The 18,043-nt window shown below is 45.6% G+C and carries 13 protein-coding genes; 4 read left to right on the plus strand and 9 right to left on the minus strand.

Annotated elements, in window-relative coordinates:
• Positions 1 to 114: 114 nt before the first annotated feature.
• Positions 115 to 2,703, minus strand: a complete 2,589-nt coding sequence (locus CLV42_RS00425; protein ID WP_106599933.1) for a lamin tail domain-containing protein — start codon at positions 2,701 to 2,703, stop codon at positions 115 to 117.
• 122 nt (positions 2,704 to 2,825) lie between these two features.
• Between CLV42_RS00425 and CLV42_RS00430 the strand changes: the two genes are divergently transcribed.
• A complete protein-coding gene (locus CLV42_RS00430) occupies positions 2,826 to 3,815 on the plus strand; it encodes an aspartate-semialdehyde dehydrogenase (RefSeq protein WP_106599934.1) in 990 nt (329 codons plus the stop codon).
• A 299-nt stretch (positions 3,816 to 4,114) separates the two neighbouring features.
• The gene (locus tag CLV42_RS00435) at positions 4,115 to 4,366 is read left to right on the plus strand and encodes a hypothetical protein (RefSeq protein WP_089829114.1); all 252 of its coding nucleotides are present in this window, start codon (positions 4,115 to 4,117) and stop codon (positions 4,364 to 4,366) included.
• 169 nt (positions 4,367 to 4,535) lie between these two features.
• Here the strand turns inward: CLV42_RS00435 and CLV42_RS00440 are convergent, their stop codons facing one another.
• The 4 genes from CLV42_RS00440 to uvrB form a co-directional block, all read right to left on the minus strand.
• Positions 4,536 to 5,201 (minus strand): DUF2461 domain-containing protein, encoded by a 666-nt coding sequence (locus CLV42_RS00440; RefSeq protein WP_106599935.1) that lies wholly within the window; start codon positions 5,199 to 5,201, stop codon positions 4,536 to 4,538.
• Positions 5,202 to 5,326: 125 nt separating this feature from the next.
• Positions 5,327 to 6,409 carry a porin gene (locus tag CLV42_RS00445; protein WP_106599936.1) on the minus strand — a complete coding sequence of 361 codons (1,083 nt, stop codon included), beginning with the start codon at positions 6,407 to 6,409 and terminating at the stop codon, positions 5,327 to 5,329.
• A 265-nt stretch (positions 6,410 to 6,674) separates the two neighbouring features.
• Positions 6,675 to 8,063, minus strand: a complete 1,389-nt coding sequence (locus CLV42_RS00450) for an ammonium transporter (RefSeq protein ID WP_106599937.1) — start codon at positions 8,061 to 8,063, stop codon at positions 6,675 to 6,677.
• Between the two features lie 438 nt (positions 8,064 to 8,501).
• On the minus strand, positions 8,502 to 10,556 hold the full coding sequence (gene uvrB / locus CLV42_RS00455) for an excinuclease ABC subunit UvrB (protein ID WP_106599938.1): 2,055 nt from the start codon (positions 10,554 to 10,556) through the stop codon (positions 8,502 to 8,504).
• A gap of 113 nt (positions 10,557 to 10,669) precedes the next feature.
• Here uvrB and CLV42_RS00460 point away from each other — a divergent pair, with 113 nt between their 5' ends.
• The gene (locus CLV42_RS00460) at positions 10,670 to 11,467 is read left to right on the plus strand and encodes a S1/P1 nuclease (RefSeq protein ID WP_170117347.1); all 798 of its coding nucleotides are present in this window, start codon (positions 10,670 to 10,672) and stop codon (positions 11,465 to 11,467) included.
• 79 nt (positions 11,468 to 11,546) lie between these two features.
• Here CLV42_RS00460 and CLV42_RS00465 read toward each other — a convergent pair whose 3' ends face one another.
• Both CLV42_RS00465 and CLV42_RS00470 read right to left on the minus strand, forming a co-directional pair.
• Positions 11,547 to 12,473 (minus strand): PfkB family carbohydrate kinase, encoded by a 927-nt coding sequence (locus CLV42_RS00465; RefSeq protein ID WP_106599940.1) that lies wholly within the window; start codon positions 12,471 to 12,473, stop codon positions 11,547 to 11,549.
• A gap of 53 nt (positions 12,474 to 12,526) precedes the next feature.
• Complete coding sequence (locus CLV42_RS00470; RefSeq protein WP_106599941.1) at positions 12,527 to 13,939, minus strand: MATE family efflux transporter; 1,413 nt, start codon at positions 13,937 to 13,939, stop codon at positions 12,527 to 12,529.
• A 401-nt stretch (positions 13,940 to 14,340) separates the two neighbouring features.
• On the opposite strand from CLV42_RS00470, the gene CLV42_RS00475 reads away from it, so the two are divergent.
• Entirely contained in the window at positions 14,341 to 14,838 is a 498-nt protein-coding gene (locus CLV42_RS00475; protein ID WP_106599942.1) for a hypothetical protein, read from the plus strand.
• Between the two features lie 162 nt (positions 14,839 to 15,000).
• On the opposite strand, the gene CLV42_RS00480 is transcribed toward CLV42_RS00475, so the two are convergent.
• Positions 15,001 to 17,013: an OmpA family protein gene (locus CLV42_RS00480; protein ID WP_106599943.1), complete on the minus strand. Its 2,013-nt coding sequence runs from the start codon at positions 17,011 to 17,013 to the stop codon at positions 15,001 to 15,003.
• A gap of 18 nt (positions 17,014 to 17,031) precedes the next feature.
• Positions 17,032 to 18,042 carry a PorP/SprF family type IX secretion system membrane protein gene (locus CLV42_RS00485; protein ID WP_106599944.1) on the minus strand — a complete coding sequence of 337 codons (1,011 nt, stop codon included), beginning with the start codon at positions 18,040 to 18,042 and terminating at the stop codon, positions 17,032 to 17,034.
• Position 18,043: the final 1 nt, after the last annotated feature.

An 18,043-nucleotide genomic window follows, 5' to 3' on the forward strand; every position in this document is an offset into this window, starting at 1 on the left:
AGAAGCGCAAATATAAAAAATCGTTTCTATCCGACAAATTGGAATAAGGCCGTCGGGCTAATTATTATTAATAATTGCCCTAATCAAGCATTTTTTTTGACAGAATCAACTAATCTATCTTTTTCCCAGTACTATAGGTAATTTCCAATGTCTGACCTTTCCTTCGGCATTAAAAGCCTCCGCAAAGATGACGTATATTCCTGATACCAGCTCGCGGTTCGATTCCCCCCGCCCATCCCAGGTCATATACCCGGAGGCTGGCAATAAGGTATTCTTTTCCAGGTATCTAATCGGCCTGCCCACTGCATCAAAAATCGTGACATTTATAATATACCCTGGTCTGGGGAAATTATATCTGACCATGGCAAGATCTTCCAGACCATCATTGTCAGGAGAAAAAACGGTGGGCTGTACAGTCAGGTCACCGGGTACTTCAGCCATCGGTAGTTGCTGTGAATTGCGGTAACCCGGTGTCCCATATTTCACGGCTGCTGCGGCAGAATGCCAGTTATATTTATCCTGTGTAGGTCCATCCGACAGCAGTCGCTCCAGGGAAACACCCCGGGTATTGTCAGCTATTGCCAGGTGCATCTTGTCAGAATAATGCAACTCGTCTACTATCTGCCCACTTTCATTTAAGAGTGCAATTGTTCCTTCTCCATTTATCAGGGCCGGCAGATTTATTTTATAAATAGCTGCCGCCTGCAGGCAATCATAATATGTGCACAATGCCTCCGGCCCCGTTGTAAAGGCTGCATAACCTCCGGGTAACAATAACAAAGGCTGGTCGCCTAATGTTGTAGGAGCTTCCAGCTGTCCGTCTTCTTTTCTTCTGGACAGGTACAGGTGGGACAGGTCTACCGCTTTCGGACTCCTGTTGTATACCTCCACAAATTCTGGCACTCCGGCAGCGGGGTCATATAGTATTTCATTGATCACAACGTCGAAACTGTCTGGTGTACTCACCCGGGCAAAGGCGACATCTCCAGCAGTTGTCACTTCCTGGCCGGTACAATCTTTTAAACCGGATACTGCCACTGTATAGACCGTATCGGGTAACAAAGGCGCTCTTAAATGGACGGATAAGCTATTATATAAGGGAGGATGAGCAGTAATACCTGCAACCGCTAATGAAGGTTCAAACACAAAGTGTTCCGGCGCAGTTACTGCCAGGCTGTCCATGATCCCGTTGAAAGACAAGTGTAGCGTCATCGTATCCGAGGGAAAAGCCTTTACCAAAGATACCGGGGGAGGCATTGTTCCCGTTCCGGCCACAGTATTCGGCCGTCCGGGAGTTCCCCCTTGTGGTGCTGTAGATGGTTTCCAGTTACTGTTACCGGCGCAGGGCCAGTTGGTATCTATCATTTCCAGGCTCCAGCCACCTCTTTCCTTTACCGGATTACTGTACCAGCTACGGTCATAAGCGACGGCATGTACCAGCACACCACTGTCATTGCGTAAGGTGATGATGTCACTGTCGCCGGGAGCCGGAAAACCGCTGATCCCCAGGATGGGAATATCATCCGGGAACAGGTCTGTATTCCCCTTATCGCAGACCACCAACAGCGCACCGGGTGGCAGCAGGTATTGCGGCAATACGGCTTCCCGGCTGCTGTTACCGATACGCCAGTTCTTTAGCTGTAAGGCATAAGGGCTGTTATTCTTCAGCTCTACGAACCGGGCAGGCAATAAACCGGCAGAGGGCAATGCTCTTGGCAGAAATTCGTGGATAAGCACATCATAACCACTGCTGGTGTAAAATAAGAAGGCCACTGTGGCTGGCTCCATGATATTCCCGGTAGGGTCCCTTACCCCGTCTATCAACAAATGGCAACTGTCTCCGTTAGGAAAGGCATCCCGGAATTGTACATGCAAACATGAAGGCTGACTGCTATCCTGCCAGATGCTGTCGGGCGTATTACCCGGAACAGACAAGTGGAAATATTCCGGCCGGGCGAGGACGGCGCTGTCCAGCGGTTCACTGAAACACAGCGTAAGCGTACGGCTATCGCGCAGGTAATGTGATTGCAGCACCGGCGGCGTTGTATCCGCTATAATGGGTGTGATCAATACATCATCGAAATAATGACGGTTGAAGAAGGAGGCAGTGGACTGGCGCACTACAAATCCCATGAAATACGAAGTACCATACCTGCCATCCGTAGCAAGGCCCTCGCGGATATAAGTAGTACCATCGGCCTTTTCATCCGTCCACAGTTCCCATTCATCGTCCTTTCGGGTCACCCTGATCCTGAGCTTTGTGGAAGTATGATTAGTGATCCCGTCGCGACCGTCTATGAGCAGGACGGGTGTTGCGGTACCATCTCTTCTGTACAGGCACACTTCATCCTTTGTATTACCTATGCGGACAAAATATCCCCGGAGGCCTGCGCCCTGGAGGTTTGCGCTGTCGGCAGTGAGAAAGACATCCACATAGTTGAGAGACGAAGTGTTGAAATCCAGCTGCAGCCACCATTCCCATATTGCATTACGGGCCAGTGAAGAGGACCTGGCGATGTGGAAACTACTGCTTACCTGCTGTAAATGGCTTTTCAGACGGCCATTTTCAATCTGCCAGGCAGTATCGGTGCCTTTCCATGATTTCGCCTCAGTAATACTTTGATAATCAAAATGTTCGCTCACTTGTGCAAATGAGAAAGAAGCCTGCAGGAACAGGCATGCACAAACAATGGAAATACGCATGTCTAAAAAAGTAGGTTGGTTTAGCTAGAAATTTAGTGAATTTCTATGATTTTGATATAAACATTGAAAACCACGCAGGTTGTGTTAAATTTGCATTTCCAAAAAATTAAAATGTAAAAACAATGAAAGTTGCCGTAGTAGGAGCTACCGGGCTGGTAGGCTCAAAAATGTTACAAGTATTGACCGAGAGAAATTTTCCGGTTACAGAACTGATTCCCGTGGCTTCTGAGAAGTCTGTTGGTAAGGAAGTAACATTTAAGGGCAAGCCTTATAAGGTGGTGAATGCAGATACGGCAATTTCCATGAAGCCGGATGTTGCACTGTTCTCCGCTGGTGGAAGTACTTCCCTGGAATGGGCGCCCAAATTTGCAGCAGCAGGTATTACTGTGATCGATAACTCTTCCGCATGGAGAATGGACCCTACCAAAAAACTGGTAGTGCCTGAGATCAACGGTAAGACGCTGACACCGGAAGACAAGATCATTGCTAATCCAAACTGTTCTACCATCCAGATGGTACTTGTGCTGAATCCATTACATGAAAAGTACAAGATCAATCGTGTGGTAGTCTCCACGTACCAGTCAGTAACCGGTACCGGTGTAAAAGCAGTAGATCAGCTGATGAACGAGCGTAACGGTATCGAAGGTGAAAAGGCATATGCTCACCGTATTGACCTGAACGTGATCCCACAGATCGATGTATTTCTCGATAACGGTTATACGAAAGAGGAAATGAAAATGGTGAAAGAAACCATCAAAATCATGGGCGATGACAATATCCGTGTCACTGCTACCACTGTACGTATACCTGTAATAGGTGGTCATAGTGAAGCTGTGAACGTAGAATTTGACAAGGAATACGAACTGGCTGATGTACGTTCAATACTGGAGAAAACATCTGGTGTGATCGTGGTGGATGAGCCATCGAAGGGGCTGTATCCGATGCCAAAAGATGCGCATGAGCGGGATGAGGTGTTTGTAGGCCGTCTCCGTCGTGATGAAACACAGGAAAAGACCCTGAATATGTGGATTGTAGCAGATAACCTGCGTAAAGGTGCTGCAACCAATGCAGTGCAGATAGCTGAGTACCTGCATGCACAGAAATGGATCTAAGTGATAACATCTAATGGCCGAATGACCTCAAAAAAGGTGTTTTCGCAAACGAATAAACGATTTTTCTAGTATAAAAGAGAGCAAGTGTAACAACGCTTGCTCTTTTAGTATCAATTTGAGGAGAAATAAGTATCACTTTGACAAAAATTACACAGAAGTAGTATTGCTTTCTGCTAGATAAAATCCAATTTTGGTATCAATAATCCTATGCCAACTTACTTATTCCAAAAAAAGACTTTTTAAGAAAGTAAGGAGCCGAAGAACTAAAATTCACAAATCCGTAAACACCCTTAAGTCCTATGAAAACCAACGCCAATCGCGAGCTGCTACTGATGCACAAATTTACTGAAGAGTGGAGTTCTAATTTTTCTTCACAGGTGTCCCGCATCATGAACATTGTGGATCAGCATGATACACTGGACGGCATTATTCCGATTATTGAGGTTGCCAACGTGTATAATCAACGTTTTGCACACACTAAGACAGACAAAGAAAATCTGTTAAAGAACCGCAAGGCAAGACCGTTCGAATTCCTGATCCATAAGAACTAACCCGTTAAAACTTATTGAGCTGTAATCATCTGCCGGCATAAATATGTGTACCGGCGTATGCGTATCCGGCAGATGATCAGCGTAATTTTCAGGGTGCATTGTGGCTTACCCATCTGTGATGACAGACAGTGACCTGTTGATATTATTTTCACCCCGAAGTATTACCTGACTATTCCGTATAAAGTGCTCTGTCAATAAACTTGACGAAGGGCTGCATTACGGCAAATATTTTCAAAATTTCCCTTACCAGTGCAGGCTGAATGGCAGCTTCGTCAGAGATGTTTTGCCATACTGTGAAGCTTTTCAATTTCAGGTAGGCAATTGCAGGATTGTCTGGCTGGTAGCCCTGTGGCGCCGTCTTCAGGGATTCTCCTTCTATTTTGCCAAAATAGCGGATGAATTCTTTATTGGAGATAATCTGCTGGAATTCTTCAAAGTTGTAATCTATTTCCTGTCTTACCTTTTTCAGTACGTCGGCCTCCGGCATCCACAAGCCGCCGCCGGCAAAGCTTTTGCCTCCCGGTTCCAGGTGGAAATAATAACCAGGGCGGGGCGTTTTGCGTCCACCAGGTGCAAAAGCTGCACCCATATTGGTTTTGTAAGGCGTTTTATCTTTTGAGAAGCGGACGTCTTTATAGATACGGAAAGTGCAATCCTTCACCTGTAAACCTACAATTGCCGGGTCCTGTTTGTATAAACCATCCAGGATCTGCTGTACCACACTTTCATAATCAGCTTTCGCCTGCTGGTAATCAGATTTATGCTCGTCAAACCAGACTTTATTATTGTTTTTACCCAATAACTTTAGAAACTTCAACGTGGAAGGTTGCAGCATGTAATCAGTTTTGCGCACAAAATAAAAAAATTATTCACCTTGCCCAGTAAATAAGAATAGGCTATGCCCTTCCCTCCAGGTCCGCGGAACTGGAAAGAAGAGCATGCCGTGGCAGAAAGCGCTGCCTAGAAATGATATGTAGCGGCTAATAATACACTGGGGGAGGTGCCGACAGGAGTGCCGGATTTCTTATGAAAGATGTCCACAGAAGCATTATCCACCCTGAATTCAGGAATAATAGTCAGGTTACCTGCTTTATAATTTAAGGAAAGAGTGCCAGCCACTACGTGGCCACCATCTGTACCCGCAAAGGTTTTCAGGCCATCTTTATCATCAAAATACTCACCGCGCAAGGTCAGGCCTAGCTTCTCTGTGAAATCCATATTCACATATAAGGCAGATCCCCACCATTGTTTTGAACCTTCGGTTGATTCCTTATCGCGGGTGTTATTGTATGTGCTGACAGTTCCATTGTATCCCAGGCCCAGTACACTGTTTACCTGGTAGGTGGCTACAAAGTCGATCTGGTGGTTCTGAACACCAGTGGTATCCTTACCTTCCAGGTAGTTCAGGTATAATTTAAGGGGTGCCTTGGTGGAAGAATATCCCAATTGTGCACCGACATATTTATTGTTGGTCCAGGAAGCAGACTTGAAATCAGTCGGGTTGAAAACACCTATCATAGCTGTCCATGCAGCGCTGATAGCAATATCTGCCTTAACACCGGTACTGAAGAACGGGCCATTACTGAACATGTAACTCATACTGTAGTTCCTGTTCAGATAAGCATCCAGCAGTTCATATCCCACATGGGTACCGAAGCTTCCCATGCTGACCTTCAGTTTATCCAGTACCTGGTAGCCTAAGTAGAGTTGTTTGATCACTACTTCTGCGGTTTTGGTCTTATCGGGTGTTTCGTTGTAAGAAAATTCCGCGGCCCTTTTGCCAAAGCCAACATCAGCCACAATACTTCCTTTTTTAAATTCATGTTCGGCTTTCAGCGAGATCATCCCCAGTTCAAAGCTGTTGTGCGAGTTAGTGAAGCTTGTTTTATTGTCGGTATTATTACCGTTGAAATTATAGCGATAGTAGACGTCTGCAGAGCCGGAAAGCTTAACCAGCGGGGCTTTAGTTGTATCAGCAGCGGTCTGGGAGTGGGCAATAAACCCCTGGCAGGCAGCATATGCTACCAATATAACTTTTTTCATGCAAGGAAATTTGGTTGATAAAATGGTGTGTGCGAATCTGTTTATGTCAATTCTATACTCGCTGTTCTATAACTGGAAATAAGAGGAAGAGAAAAGAATAGCTAATAACCAACCGGAAAGCATCTACATGGAATACTACAGATATTGGTTGATAAAGTAATTCTGGTTGATAAAATAAAATACTGTTTACGTTTTTTATTTTCCAGTTTGATTATTAGCTATTCTAACATTTGGGTGTTAAACTATGTAAATATCGTTTATGCGCTTAGTGCACCAGCTGCTCTTCTTTCAGTGCACCGTTGTCGGCTACACTCATCAAAGCAGGATGGTATTGTTCGTTGTGCTGTGTAGCATCCAGACCCAGTGCTTCTTCTTCGTCGCTTACGCGCAGCGGGTGGATCAGGTTGATCAGTTTGAAGATACCGTAGGAAACCACGAAACTGTATACTACTACGAGCGCCAATCCGATCACCTGGTTTTTGAAGAGCTCAAAGCCACCGTAGAACAGGCCATCACTGATAGCGCCATTTACGTTCTTGCTGGCGAAGATACCGGTGAGCAGCATGCCGACCATACCACCTATACCATGGCAAGGGAATACATCCAGTGTATCGTCGATAGCGGTTTTGGATTTGTAATGAGCTACCAGGTTAGAAACGATAGCAGCAGCAAAACCTACCATAATACTCTGCGGAATACCTACATAACCTGCAGCAGGGGTAATAGCTACCAGACCAACTACAGCACCGATACAGAAGCCCAGTGCAGAAGGTTTACGGCCACGGATCACATCGAAGAAGATCCAGGACAAACCAGCAGCAGCAGCAGCCGTATTGGTAGTAGCGAAAGCAGAAGCAGACAGACCGTTAGCAGCGAGTGCGGAGCCGGCGTTGAAACCGAACCATCCGAACCAGAGCAGGCCAGTACCTAACAGCACGAAAGGAATATTGGCAGGTTGCAGTTCTTTCTTTTCTATATGATCTTTACGGCGTTTCAGTACCAGTACACCCGCAAGTGCAGCACAACCAGCAGAGATATGTACTACCGTACCACCTGCGAAGTCAAGCACCCCCAGTTTGAACAGGATACCATCAGGATGCCAGGTCCAGTGTGCGATAGGCGCATAAACCAGCAGGCTGAATAATACCATAAATAATACATAAGATGTAAAACGGATCCTCTCCGCTACGGCACCTACTACCAGGGCAGGGGTGATTACCGCAAATTTCATCTGGAACAGGGCAAATACCAGCAAAGGAATGCTGGTGGCCAGAGACCAGGGCTCGCCGGAAGGCACGCCTCTGAAAAACAGGAAGGTAGAAGGATCACCGATCACACCATTCAAAGATTTACCGAAGGCCAGGCTGAAGCCTACAGCTACCCATACGATGCTAACTACACCGGCAGCAATAAAGCTTTGTACCAATGTTGAGATCACATTTTTACGGTTAACCATACCACCGTAAAAAAATGACAGCCCAGGGGTCATCAGAAACACGAGGCAGGATGCTACCAGTATCCAGGCAATGTCACCAGAATTGTATTGATGTTTCGGATCAGCAAAAGGAAGCTCCCCCGGAATAAACAATGCAATTATCGCAACCAATGCCAGCAAAAGGAAGGGCAGATAGTCTTGAAATGATGTTTTCTTCATAGCAATGCATTTTTAAATTTCTTTAATAAAAGTATAAAGGATATTTATTTCATCAAATAGAAAAGGCAAAAAATAGAAATGATTGAAGAAAAATATAGGATATAGGGTCAAATATCAAGTATATTATAAATATAAATAATATAACTATCGCTTTTAGCCGTTAAAGACAGGCTAAAAACGGGGGCTATGTGTTCACAAACAACTTATTATCAATTATTTATAAATTCAAGGGAGGGGCATTTAACAATTATCTAACATTGGAAAGGCAGTTGTTACTGCAATTAGGAGATAGACCTTATAATAAACTAAAAATCAGCTTAATAAATATTAAGCTGATTTTGTTACGTCGAATACCGTCGTTGAATATTATCGATATATTAAAAATAATATAATGTGACTTTTATGATCCAGACCATAAAAATTGATCTTTCCACTGCATTATTGCTTCATACTTTCTAATTCACGTTGCATTGCAAACATCTGGTCACGTAGACGGGCAGCTTCCATAAAGTCGAGATCCTTTGCCGCCTTCTCCATATCCTTTTTGATCTTCGTAATTGCCTTCTCCATCTGAGGTATTGTTTTCGCAACAGTAGCCTCCTGTTTGGCGTAACCTATTGCATCTTCCGCTACGAGCGTCACTTCGTCATGGACCGCATATGGTGAGTTTTCGTCGAACTGTTTGATTTCCAGCACGGCCGTCTGTCCCATGATCTGTTCCTTACTCTTAAGCACCGTTCTGGGCGTGATCTTATGTTCTATATTATAAGCTATCTGCTTCTGCCTGCGTCGGTCTGTTTCATCAATAGTCCGCTGCATACTGTCGGTAATCTTATCTGCATAGAAGATCACGAGTCCATCTACGTTACGTGCAGCACGTCCTGCTGTCTGGGTCAGAGAGCGCTCATCCCTCAGGAAGCCTTCCTTATCCGCATCCAGTATGGCTACCAGTGTCACCTCAGGCAGGTCAAGCCCCTCACGCAGCAGGTTCACCCCCACCAGGACGTTGATATTACCCAGACGGAGGTCTCTTAATATCTCTATACGTTCCAGGGTATCTACCTCGGAGTGAATGTAACGGGACTTAATATTAATGCGATGCAGGTATTTGTCCATTTCCTCGGCCATCCGTTTGGTAAGGGTGGTGACGAGTACACGGCCTCCTTTTGCCACGCGCTTATCTATTTCTTCCAGCAGATCATCCACCTGGTTGACGCTTGGTCTTATCTCAATAGGTGGCTCCAGCAACCCTGTAGGTCGTACCACCTGTTCTACCACCACACCTTCTGTCTGTCTCAGTTCATATTCACCCGGGGTAGCGCTGACGAAGATGGCCTGGTTCACCAGGTTCTCAAATTCATAGAAGTTCAGCGGCCGGTTGTCCATTGCGGAAGGCAACCGGAACCCGAAGTCGACCAGGGTCAGCTTACGGGACCTGTCTCCACCATACATTCCTCCGATCTGGGGAATGGTTACGTGGCTCTCGTCTATTACCAGGAGAAAATCTTTAGGAAAATAGTCCAGCAGGCAGAAAGGACGGGTACCAGGAGATCGCCTGTCCAGGAAACGGGAGTAGTTCTCAATACCACTACAATAACCCAGTTCCCTGATCATCTCCAGGTCGTAGTTCACTCTTTCAGAAAGACGCTGTGCCTCCAGGTGTTTCCCGATAGACCGGAAATATTCCACCTGTGCCAGCAGCTCATCCTGGATCTCAAATATGATCTGAGCCATCATATCTTTAGGCGCCAGGTAGAGATTGGCCGGGAAGATGGCCGCATTCTCCATAGTGCCTATACGTTTGCCGTTCTGTACGTCAAAACTTTCAATCTCCTCAATTTCGTCGCCAAAGAAAGTGATACGGTAACCAAAATCCACATAAGGCAGGTTGATGTCTACTGTGTCTCCCTGTACACGGAAATTACCCCTGTTGAAGTCGCCGGTAGTCCTGGTATATAAGGAGTTCACCAATCCATGCAATACGGTATTACGGCCAATGGTCTGTCCTTTGTGCAGGCGGATAATACCATTTTCGTAGTCCGTCGGATTACCCATACCATAAATACAGGACACGCTCGCTACGACTATGATATCTCTCCGGCCTGACAGGAGACTGGTGGTTGCTCTCAGTCTAAGCTTATCCAATTCTTCATTGATGGAAAGGTCTTTTTCTATATAGGTATCGCTTACCGGCATATAAGCTTCCGGCTGATAGTAGTCATAGTAAGACACAAAGTATTCCACAGCATTATCCGGGAAGAACTGACGAAACTCTCCGTACAGCTGAGCCACCAGTGTTTTATTGTGTGTCAGCACCAGGGTTGGGCGCTGTACCTGTTGAATAACATTTGCAACGGTGAAGGTCTTTCCGGATCCCGTTACCCCCAGCAATGTCTGGGCAGGGGCTCCATCCTGTAATCCTTCTACTAACTGGCGAATGGCTTCCGGCTGGTCGCCCGCAGGGGCATATGGTGCATTTATCTTAAAGGGCATATTCTAAATTCTAGCGTTATCAAATGTACAAATTAATAGACAGTGCTTTTTCATTTGAAAAATCTGGCTCACCTTTATGCACTTATTCAGACTTATTAACCACCTCATGTATTATGCTTAAGAAACTCTACCATGCTTTACTGGGTATGCTGTTACTGGCACCCGTATCAGGCTTTGCCTGGGGCGTTACCGGTCACCGCGTAGTGGCCGAGATCGCCAGCCATCACCTAAACCCACAGGCGCGGAAAGCCATCACTGCTTTACTTGGCCGTCAGAGTATGGCAATGGTTGCCAACTGGCCTGATTTTATCAAGTCAGACACTACGCACAAGTATGATCGTACTTCTCCCTGGCACTACCTCGATTTTCCTGCCAACTGTACACGCGCACAATTTGACGAGGTAATAAAGGCACATGCTACGGGAGACAACTTATATGCACAAACTGAGGCGCTGATCAAACAACTGAAAGATCCTGCCACCTCCAAAGAGGATAAAGTATTTGCACTGAGTTTCCTTATTCATATGATAGGGGATATGCATCAGCCATTACATGCAGGCCGTGATGAAGACCAGGGTGGTAACAAGATACAGGTAATGTGGTTTGACAAACAGACCAACCTGCACAGGGTATGGGATGAACACCTCATAGAATTCCAGCAACTCAGCTATACTGAATATACACATGCCCTGGATACCGCTACCGCTGCTACTGTAAAGAAAATACAGGGCGGTACTGTAGCCGACTGGATATTTGAATCCAACCAGCTGGCAGGCAAGGTATATTCGCTGACACATGCAAATGATAAACTGAATTACCGTTATAATTTCTGGTTTGTCAACGACCTGAATAACCAGCTGCTGAAAGGAGGCTTAAGACTCGCAGCTGTGCTGAATCAGATTTATAAATAATAGTGGGTTATAGTATATAGTACAAAAAGAAAAGCATCAGCCCGGGGCTGATGCTTTTCTTTTTGTAGTCTTTTACTGACTAGATCAGGTCTATATCAAAATTTACCAGTTGTACGAACTGCTCCAGGCGGTTACTGATATCCTCATGGGTGATCTCACGCAGACGGCCTACCCCAAAACGTTCCACACAGAAGGAAGCCATAGCGGAACCTACGATGATGGCAGTTTTCATGTTCTCGAAAGAGATATCCTTTGTTTTAGCCAGGTGACCGATAAAACCACCTGCAAAGGTATCGCCAGCACCGGTTGGGTCAAATACTTCTTCCAGTGGCAGCGCAGGTGCGAAAAATACATGGTTCTCGTGGAACAGCAGTGCACCATGCTCACCTTTCTTAATGATCAGGTATTTAGGCCCCATGGTTGTCAATATCGTACGGGCAGCTTTTACCAGAGATACTTCTCCGGTCAGCTGACGGGCTTCGGCATCATTTACCAGGAGCACGTCTACTTCTTTCAATACCTTTTTCAGATCGTCCATGGCTACTTCCATCCAGAAGTTCATGGTATCCATTACGATCAGTTTAGGCCTTGTTTTCATCTGTTTGATTACAGACATCTGCACCTGTGGTGTCAGGTTACCCAATATCAGGAATTCGCTTCCCTGGTAACTGTCAGGTATTACAGGCTGGAATTCACCCAGTACGTTCAGCTCTGTAGTCAACGTATCACGGGTGTTCATGTCCATATGATATTTACCGGCCCAGTAGAAAGATTTCTCATCCTTCTTTACCTGTACGCCATCGAAAGCCACACCTTTGGCACTCAGTGCATCCAGTTCTTCCTGAGGGAAGTCACCACCAATTACGGAAACCTGGTTAATGGGCTTTACGAAATTAGAAGCGGCCCATGCTATGAATGTAGCAGAACCACCTACGATCCGGCCTGATTTACCAAAGGGCGTTTCTATATCATCGAACGCCATAGAACCTACAACAGTTAGCGACATGCGTATTCTTTTTTATTGAGTTTTAGTTAGTTTGCAAAACAGCGCAAATGTAACTAAACTTTCACCTGCTTCCACCATCCTTTCCGGAATATAACAATTGCCGCCACCGCGATACAGGATTCTGCTATAGCAATAGCCCAGAAAACACCGGACGGGCCCATGTTATAATTGACGGCCAGTATCCAGGCCATGGGTATCTGCAACATCCAGAACCCTACCAGGTTAATAAGAGTAGGGGTACGTGTATCTCCTGCCCCGTTAAAAGACTGGGACAGTACCATACCATAGGCATAAAAGATATACCCTATACTTACCAGCTGCAGGCACTGTGCTGCGTGTAAAACAATAGCAGCGTCGCTCGTAAAGATCATAACTATCGGCCGCGCCGCCAGGAAGAAAAGGATGGATATCAGTCCCAGGAACACCATATTGAAGAAGGCGGCCCTCCATACGGATGTTTCTGCCCTGTCAGGCTGACCAGCACCCAGGTTCTGTCCCACCAGGGCAGCTGCTGCATTGGCCATACCAAAGGCAGGCAGCAAGGTGAAAATAACGATCCTTATCGCAATAGTGTAGCCGGCCACTGCATCTTCCCCGAAACGGGCAATCAGGCGTACCAGGAATATCCAGCTGACTGTATTGATCAGCAGTTGTGCAGTCCCCCCTGCTGCTATCTTCAGCAGTTTCCAGATCACGCCTATATCAGGGCGTATATGGCGGTTGGTAATACGGATCAGGTCCTTACCCCCAAAAAGGTGGTACAGCTGATAACATACCCCTATGCCACGGCCTATTGTAGTAGCCAGCGCAGCGCCTTTCAGGCCCAACGCCGGAATTGGTCCCAGACCATTGATCAGCAAAGGACATAAGAGAATATTCAGGATATTCGCTATCCACAATGATCTCATGGCAATAGCCGCATCTCCTGCTCCCCTGAAAATACCATTGATAAGGAACAGCAGCATCACGATGAGATTACTTCCCAGCATAATACGCGTATATATGTGTCCGTTATCTATTACTTCTTCAGAGGCTCCCATCAGCGCCAGCAGATCGGGCGCCAGTATGATACCTGTTATAGCAATAGCTGCTGCCAGCACTGCGGCAACATACAGGGATTGTACAGCAGTATGTGCTGCTGCATCGCTGTCTTTCTCGCCGGTACGACGTGCTACCACGGCAGTAGCAGCCATGCTCAGCCCAAATGCCGCTGTATAAACCAGCGTCATCATAGACTCTGTTAGTCCAACTGTGGTAATAGCATGCTTACCCAGTTTGCTGACAAAGAAAATATCCACGACCGCAAACAATGATTCCATCATCATTTCCAGGATCATGGGTACCGATAATAAAAAAATAGCGCGGTTGATATTACCACTTGTGAACTCTTTTTCCGTGCCTGATACTGCCATAACAAACAACCGGAACACCTTGCCCAGGCGGGAACTGGCCTGTGTATCTCGCATATAAATACTATTAAATAATTAAAAATGGAATGGCCGGTACAGATCCGTACCTGTTAACATCAAAAGGGGGCGATGGGCATATCCGGAAGTACCGGATATCAAATTACATTTTCATAACACATCAAGTTGTAGGACACAAAGGTAAAATGTTTTTTTATTCTCCTTCTCTTTTTTAGATGGTGTGACAACATATATTCCTTTTCAGAACATTTTTTATAGGGCTCAAACACTGTACGGATAAGCAATTCATTGTTTGCCGGAAACACATTAAATAATTTTTCTACAGTCACTGTAACTTTTCCTGACCATCTCCGTTTAACAATAGCATCAGCGCTGAGAAACCAATTTATTGTTATAAATACGGAAACCTATTTTCTATTAATTCAAATTAAACGGAAACCATGCTTACGATTAAAAAACATGCTCTTAAAGTGGGAGCATTAGCCCTTGCTATGGGTATTACTTTTGCAGCTTGCAGCGATGATGACGATCCAGCAACGCCGAATACTCGTTCTAAAGAATTCAAATTGGCAAAAAGCGCTACAGATGCAACTCAGGTAGGTTCTGTTAAACTGACTGAAAATGCGGATAGCAGTGTTAACCTGTCTATCACACTGAAAGCTTCTACCAAAGACACAAAACATCCGTTCTACCTGATCGGCGGTTCTGTTGCATCTCCTACCATCGATACCCTGTTAAAGGATACTATTCCTGGTAACGGTGCTGAAGCTACAAAAGTGATCTGGAACAAGGTGAAGAGCGTTGTTGTAAACGGACAGACCCGTAAGTTCAACTACGATAGTGCACTGAAAATAAGCGCATTCTCTAAAGTATACTTCAAAGCTGGTAAAGACAGCGTGATTGCTATCGGTAACATCCTGAAAAGCAGCGCTCAGTAATAATCGTCTGATATAAAAAGTATCAGAAGACTACAGGGTAAAAAAAAGTAATAATGGCCGGAACTTTCCGGCCATTATCATAATGGTCTTTGCTCGTTATTAGGATATGGCTCCGACCCGCAGGCCAGATACCGACTTTATAAAAAGTTGCTGTTCCGGTTATTAGTTTAACTGGGTTACCCGCAACACTTTAAATTCTGTTCTTCTGTTCAGCTGTCTGCCGTCTGGATTATCTTTCCCATTTGGCATTTCATTGGGCGCGATAGGCCTTGTTTCACCATATCCTTTAGCGATCATACGATCGGCAGAGATACCTCTGCTTATCAAATAATCCACACAGGACTGTGCCCGTTTCTGAGACAGCTTCATATTATATGCGTCCTTGCCCTTACTATCCGTATGTGCACTCATCTCAATGATGAGATTCGGGTTATCCAGCATGATTGAGACCACAGTGTCCAATACTATCAGTGACTGCGAACGTAAGGTTGCTTTATCGAAGTCATAATAAATATCTTTCAGGATGATCGGCTTTCCTATTTCAAAATGTTTGAGACAGGTATTGGGGTTCATTAAAGAGTCGACTTTTGTTAACCCATCTGTATTTGCATAAATGGCTTTAGAAAAGTAGTTCTCTTTCTCGGCCATGATCTTATAGTGCTTTAATGGCTCCACTTCAAAGTGGTAACGTCCGGTCTCATCCAATACAACCTGCTGCAATACACGCTGTAATATAGTATCCAACAGCGTTATTTTAGCGCCGGTAAGCGGCATATCATTCTCACAATCCAGCACCAGTCCGTTAATGGTCTTAGAGATCTTTTTAATGGCAAATACTTCCAGGCAACAAACGGATTCTCTATCAGAACTGATGTATCCGCCAGACAGTGGATGTTCATTGTCAACAGGGGAGTAGTAAACATCATCCTTAGGAGAGTTCAGGGGAATACCCAGGTTCCTTGGCGCTTCCCATTTGCTGAAATCGCCTTCCACAACAAAGAAATCCAGTCCGCCCAGCCCGATCCTTCCGTCGGTACTGAATATCAGTGCCTTTTTTTCACTATCATAGAAAGGTGCCTGTTCCTCATCACGGGTATTGATATTGGTTCCCATGTTCTTGGCAGGGCCTACAAGACCTTTGTCAAGCGGGCAATACCACAGGTCATTTTTCCCCATACCTCCCGGTCTGTTGGATGCGAACAGCAGGTATTTTCCATCTGCAGTCACAAATGGCTGCATAGCGCTATATCCCTCCACGTTAACATTGGGCCCCATGGGTTTGGGCTCGTCCCAGCCACCGGCTTTCCGGGTGCTGGTATAAATAGCAGCTGCCTTTACACCGTTTTTAGCCGTCCAGCGGGTCAGGTAAAGCGTATTCCCATCAGGACTGACCGTTGCCACACCCTGGTCCATTCCTTTCGCTTCTGGAATATTAACGGCCTGACTATTATGAAAATCAGCTCCCTTCCCACGGGCAATGAACAGGTTGTTGATGTATGGATTGGCTTTTTTGGATTTCTTTTCTTTTTCAAGCTCGCTGCTGTCAGGGCGGGAAGACGTATACAACAACAAGTCTTTCGCCAGCATGGCTGGGGCATAGTTTGCACCGCCTGCATTTATATCTCCCGACAATTTACTGATCGTATATGCAGGCATGCGATTACTCTCAGCGATTGCAAATTCACAACAGGCGATCTCCAGGTTTGTACGTGTACTGAAATCGTCTATTTTGGTATATTCCTGTTTGAATCTTGTGAACTGCTCCAATGCGGCACTATAGTTCCCGTTTGCGCGCAAACTCACCCCATACCAGAAACGGGCCAGCGGAAAGAGCGCACTATTATTGAAACCAACTACCTGCTCATAGTATTTCTCTGCATTACCATAGTCGTAATAGTTCCGGTAAGATTCCGCGAGGCGATAGATCACTGCTTCATAGTCTTTGAGCTTCCCTGATTCCTTACCCCGTAATTCAACGGTATAGGGCAGGATCTGGCCCGGCTTTATTTTAAAAGTACCAAGCGCCTTGTTGTAATACTGCGCTGCAGAGTAGTAATCCTTTGCCTCGAAGTAAATATCACCGGTTCTCTTATAGTCATATACATATTGGGCCTTTGAGGTGCTAACAATCCATAATAATGCGATAGCCAGCCAATAGCGTACATTTGGTTTCATCCGTATATTTTTTGTTTTTTACAGGCGCGGGCAAAAGAAATTTTCTTCTGAATACACTCTCTTTTTCCGGCTTATGAAGGATAAGGATAGCTCAAAACTGTTACTGCCATTGACCAATCGTCTGAGATTGGAGGTATTCACATCATAGCTGACGCCGAGTACAAAGCTTTTGAAGTGAAAGCCGGCAAACGGAATGGCAGAATCATTGATGCGATAATTAGCTCCCAGCAGGAAGTCAAACTCTTCGTTCAGATAAGCCTGTCCATATGCACCCAGCACAGCTTCATGCGCATTTCCCTGGCGCATATACAATCCATGAGGCGTAACACTGAAGATGTCATTCAACTTAATACGTGTACCGCCATGCGCCATATACCTTACTGGCAAGCGTTTATCTTCACCTGTTAAAAACGGATCTCTCGGCTGTGTAAGATGGCCTGCAGAAAAACCGGCGAAGGGGTTGAACTGATGATTGGGATTACCATCGAAGAACATTACACCTGCCGCCGCGTCAAATACATTGGAAGAAGTGGTACTAATATTCTCACCACTTGGTTTAGAAGGATTAAAGCCCATTACCGGGTCATACTGGCTCCCCAGCTGCCATTTGGCCGGATCTATCTTCCGGTTGATCATACCTGCCTGGATACCGAATACCAGGTGGCTGGTACCGGTTTCCCCAAAGCGTACACCGCGATAGGAAACGCTGGCCATTGCATTGAGGTATCTGTAGCCTGCATCGCCGGCAGTCATGTTTATTATATTCACACCGGCGCCAATATTATTGGGCGCAGCAGCATCAAAGGATACACCGGTAGTGGAAAACGGCTTACCAATGTTTACCCATTGATTACGATAGTTGGCACTGACGCGGTAATCGCCATCAACGATACCTGTCAATGCAGGGTTCAGCCACATAGGATAAGCATAGTATTGTGAGAAGTGAGGATCCACCTGTGCGTTTGCCCATGCAGGCAGCAAAGTGGCCAATACTATCCAGACAACAAAGCGTATGTTTCTATTCTTCATA

The sequence above is a fragment of the Chitinophaga ginsengisoli genome (assembly GCF_003014595.1).
GTDB classification, from domain to species: Bacteria; Bacteroidota; Bacteroidia; order Chitinophagales; family Chitinophagaceae; genus Chitinophaga; species Chitinophaga ginsengisoli.

Bases quoted from the DNA above. Each gene is read 5' to 3' on its own strand.
- CLV42_RS00425 (WP_106599933.1), bottom strand. From the start codon at position 2,703: ATGCGTATTTCCATTGTTTGTGCATGCCTGTTCCTGCAGGCTTCTTTC.
- CLV42_RS00430 (WP_106599934.1), top strand. From the start codon at position 2,826: ATGAAAGTTGCCGTAGTAGGAGCTACCGGGCTGGTAGGCTCAAAAATG.
- CLV42_RS00435 (WP_089829114.1), top strand. From the start codon at position 4,115: ATGAAAACCAACGCCAATCGCGAGCTGCTACTGATGCACAAATTTACT.
- CLV42_RS00440 (WP_106599935.1), bottom strand. From the start codon at position 5,201: ATGCTGCAACCTTCCACGTTGAAGTTTCTAAAGTTATTGGGTAAAAAC.
- CLV42_RS00445 (WP_106599936.1), bottom strand. From the start codon at position 6,409: ATGAAAAAAGTTATATTGGTAGCATATGCTGCCTGCCAGGGGTTTATT.
- CLV42_RS00450 (WP_106599937.1), bottom strand. From the start codon at position 8,063: ATGAAGAAAACATCATTTCAAGACTATCTGCCCTTCCTTTTGCTGGCA.
- uvrB (WP_106599938.1), bottom strand. From the start codon at position 10,556: ATGCCCTTTAAGATAAATGCACCATATGCCCCTGCGGGCGACCAGCCG.
- CLV42_RS00460 (WP_170117347.1), top strand. From the start codon at position 10,670: ATGCTTAAGAAACTCTACCATGCTTTACTGGGTATGCTGTTACTGGCA.
- CLV42_RS00465 (WP_106599940.1), bottom strand. From the start codon at position 12,473: ATGTCGCTAACTGTTGTAGGTTCTATGGCGTTCGATGATATAGAAACG.
- CLV42_RS00470 (WP_106599941.1), bottom strand. From the start codon at position 13,939: ATGCGAGATACACAGGCCAGTTCCCGCCTGGGCAAGGTGTTCCGGTTG.
- CLV42_RS00475 (WP_106599942.1), top strand. From the start codon at position 14,341: ATGCTTACGATTAAAAAACATGCTCTTAAAGTGGGAGCATTAGCCCTT.
- CLV42_RS00480 (WP_106599943.1), bottom strand. From the start codon at position 17,013: ATGAAACCAAATGTACGCTATTGGCTGGCTATCGCATTATTATGGATT.
- CLV42_RS00485 (WP_106599944.1), bottom strand. From the start codon at position 18,042: ATGAAGAATAGAAACATACGCTTTGTTGTCTGGATAGTATTGGCCACT.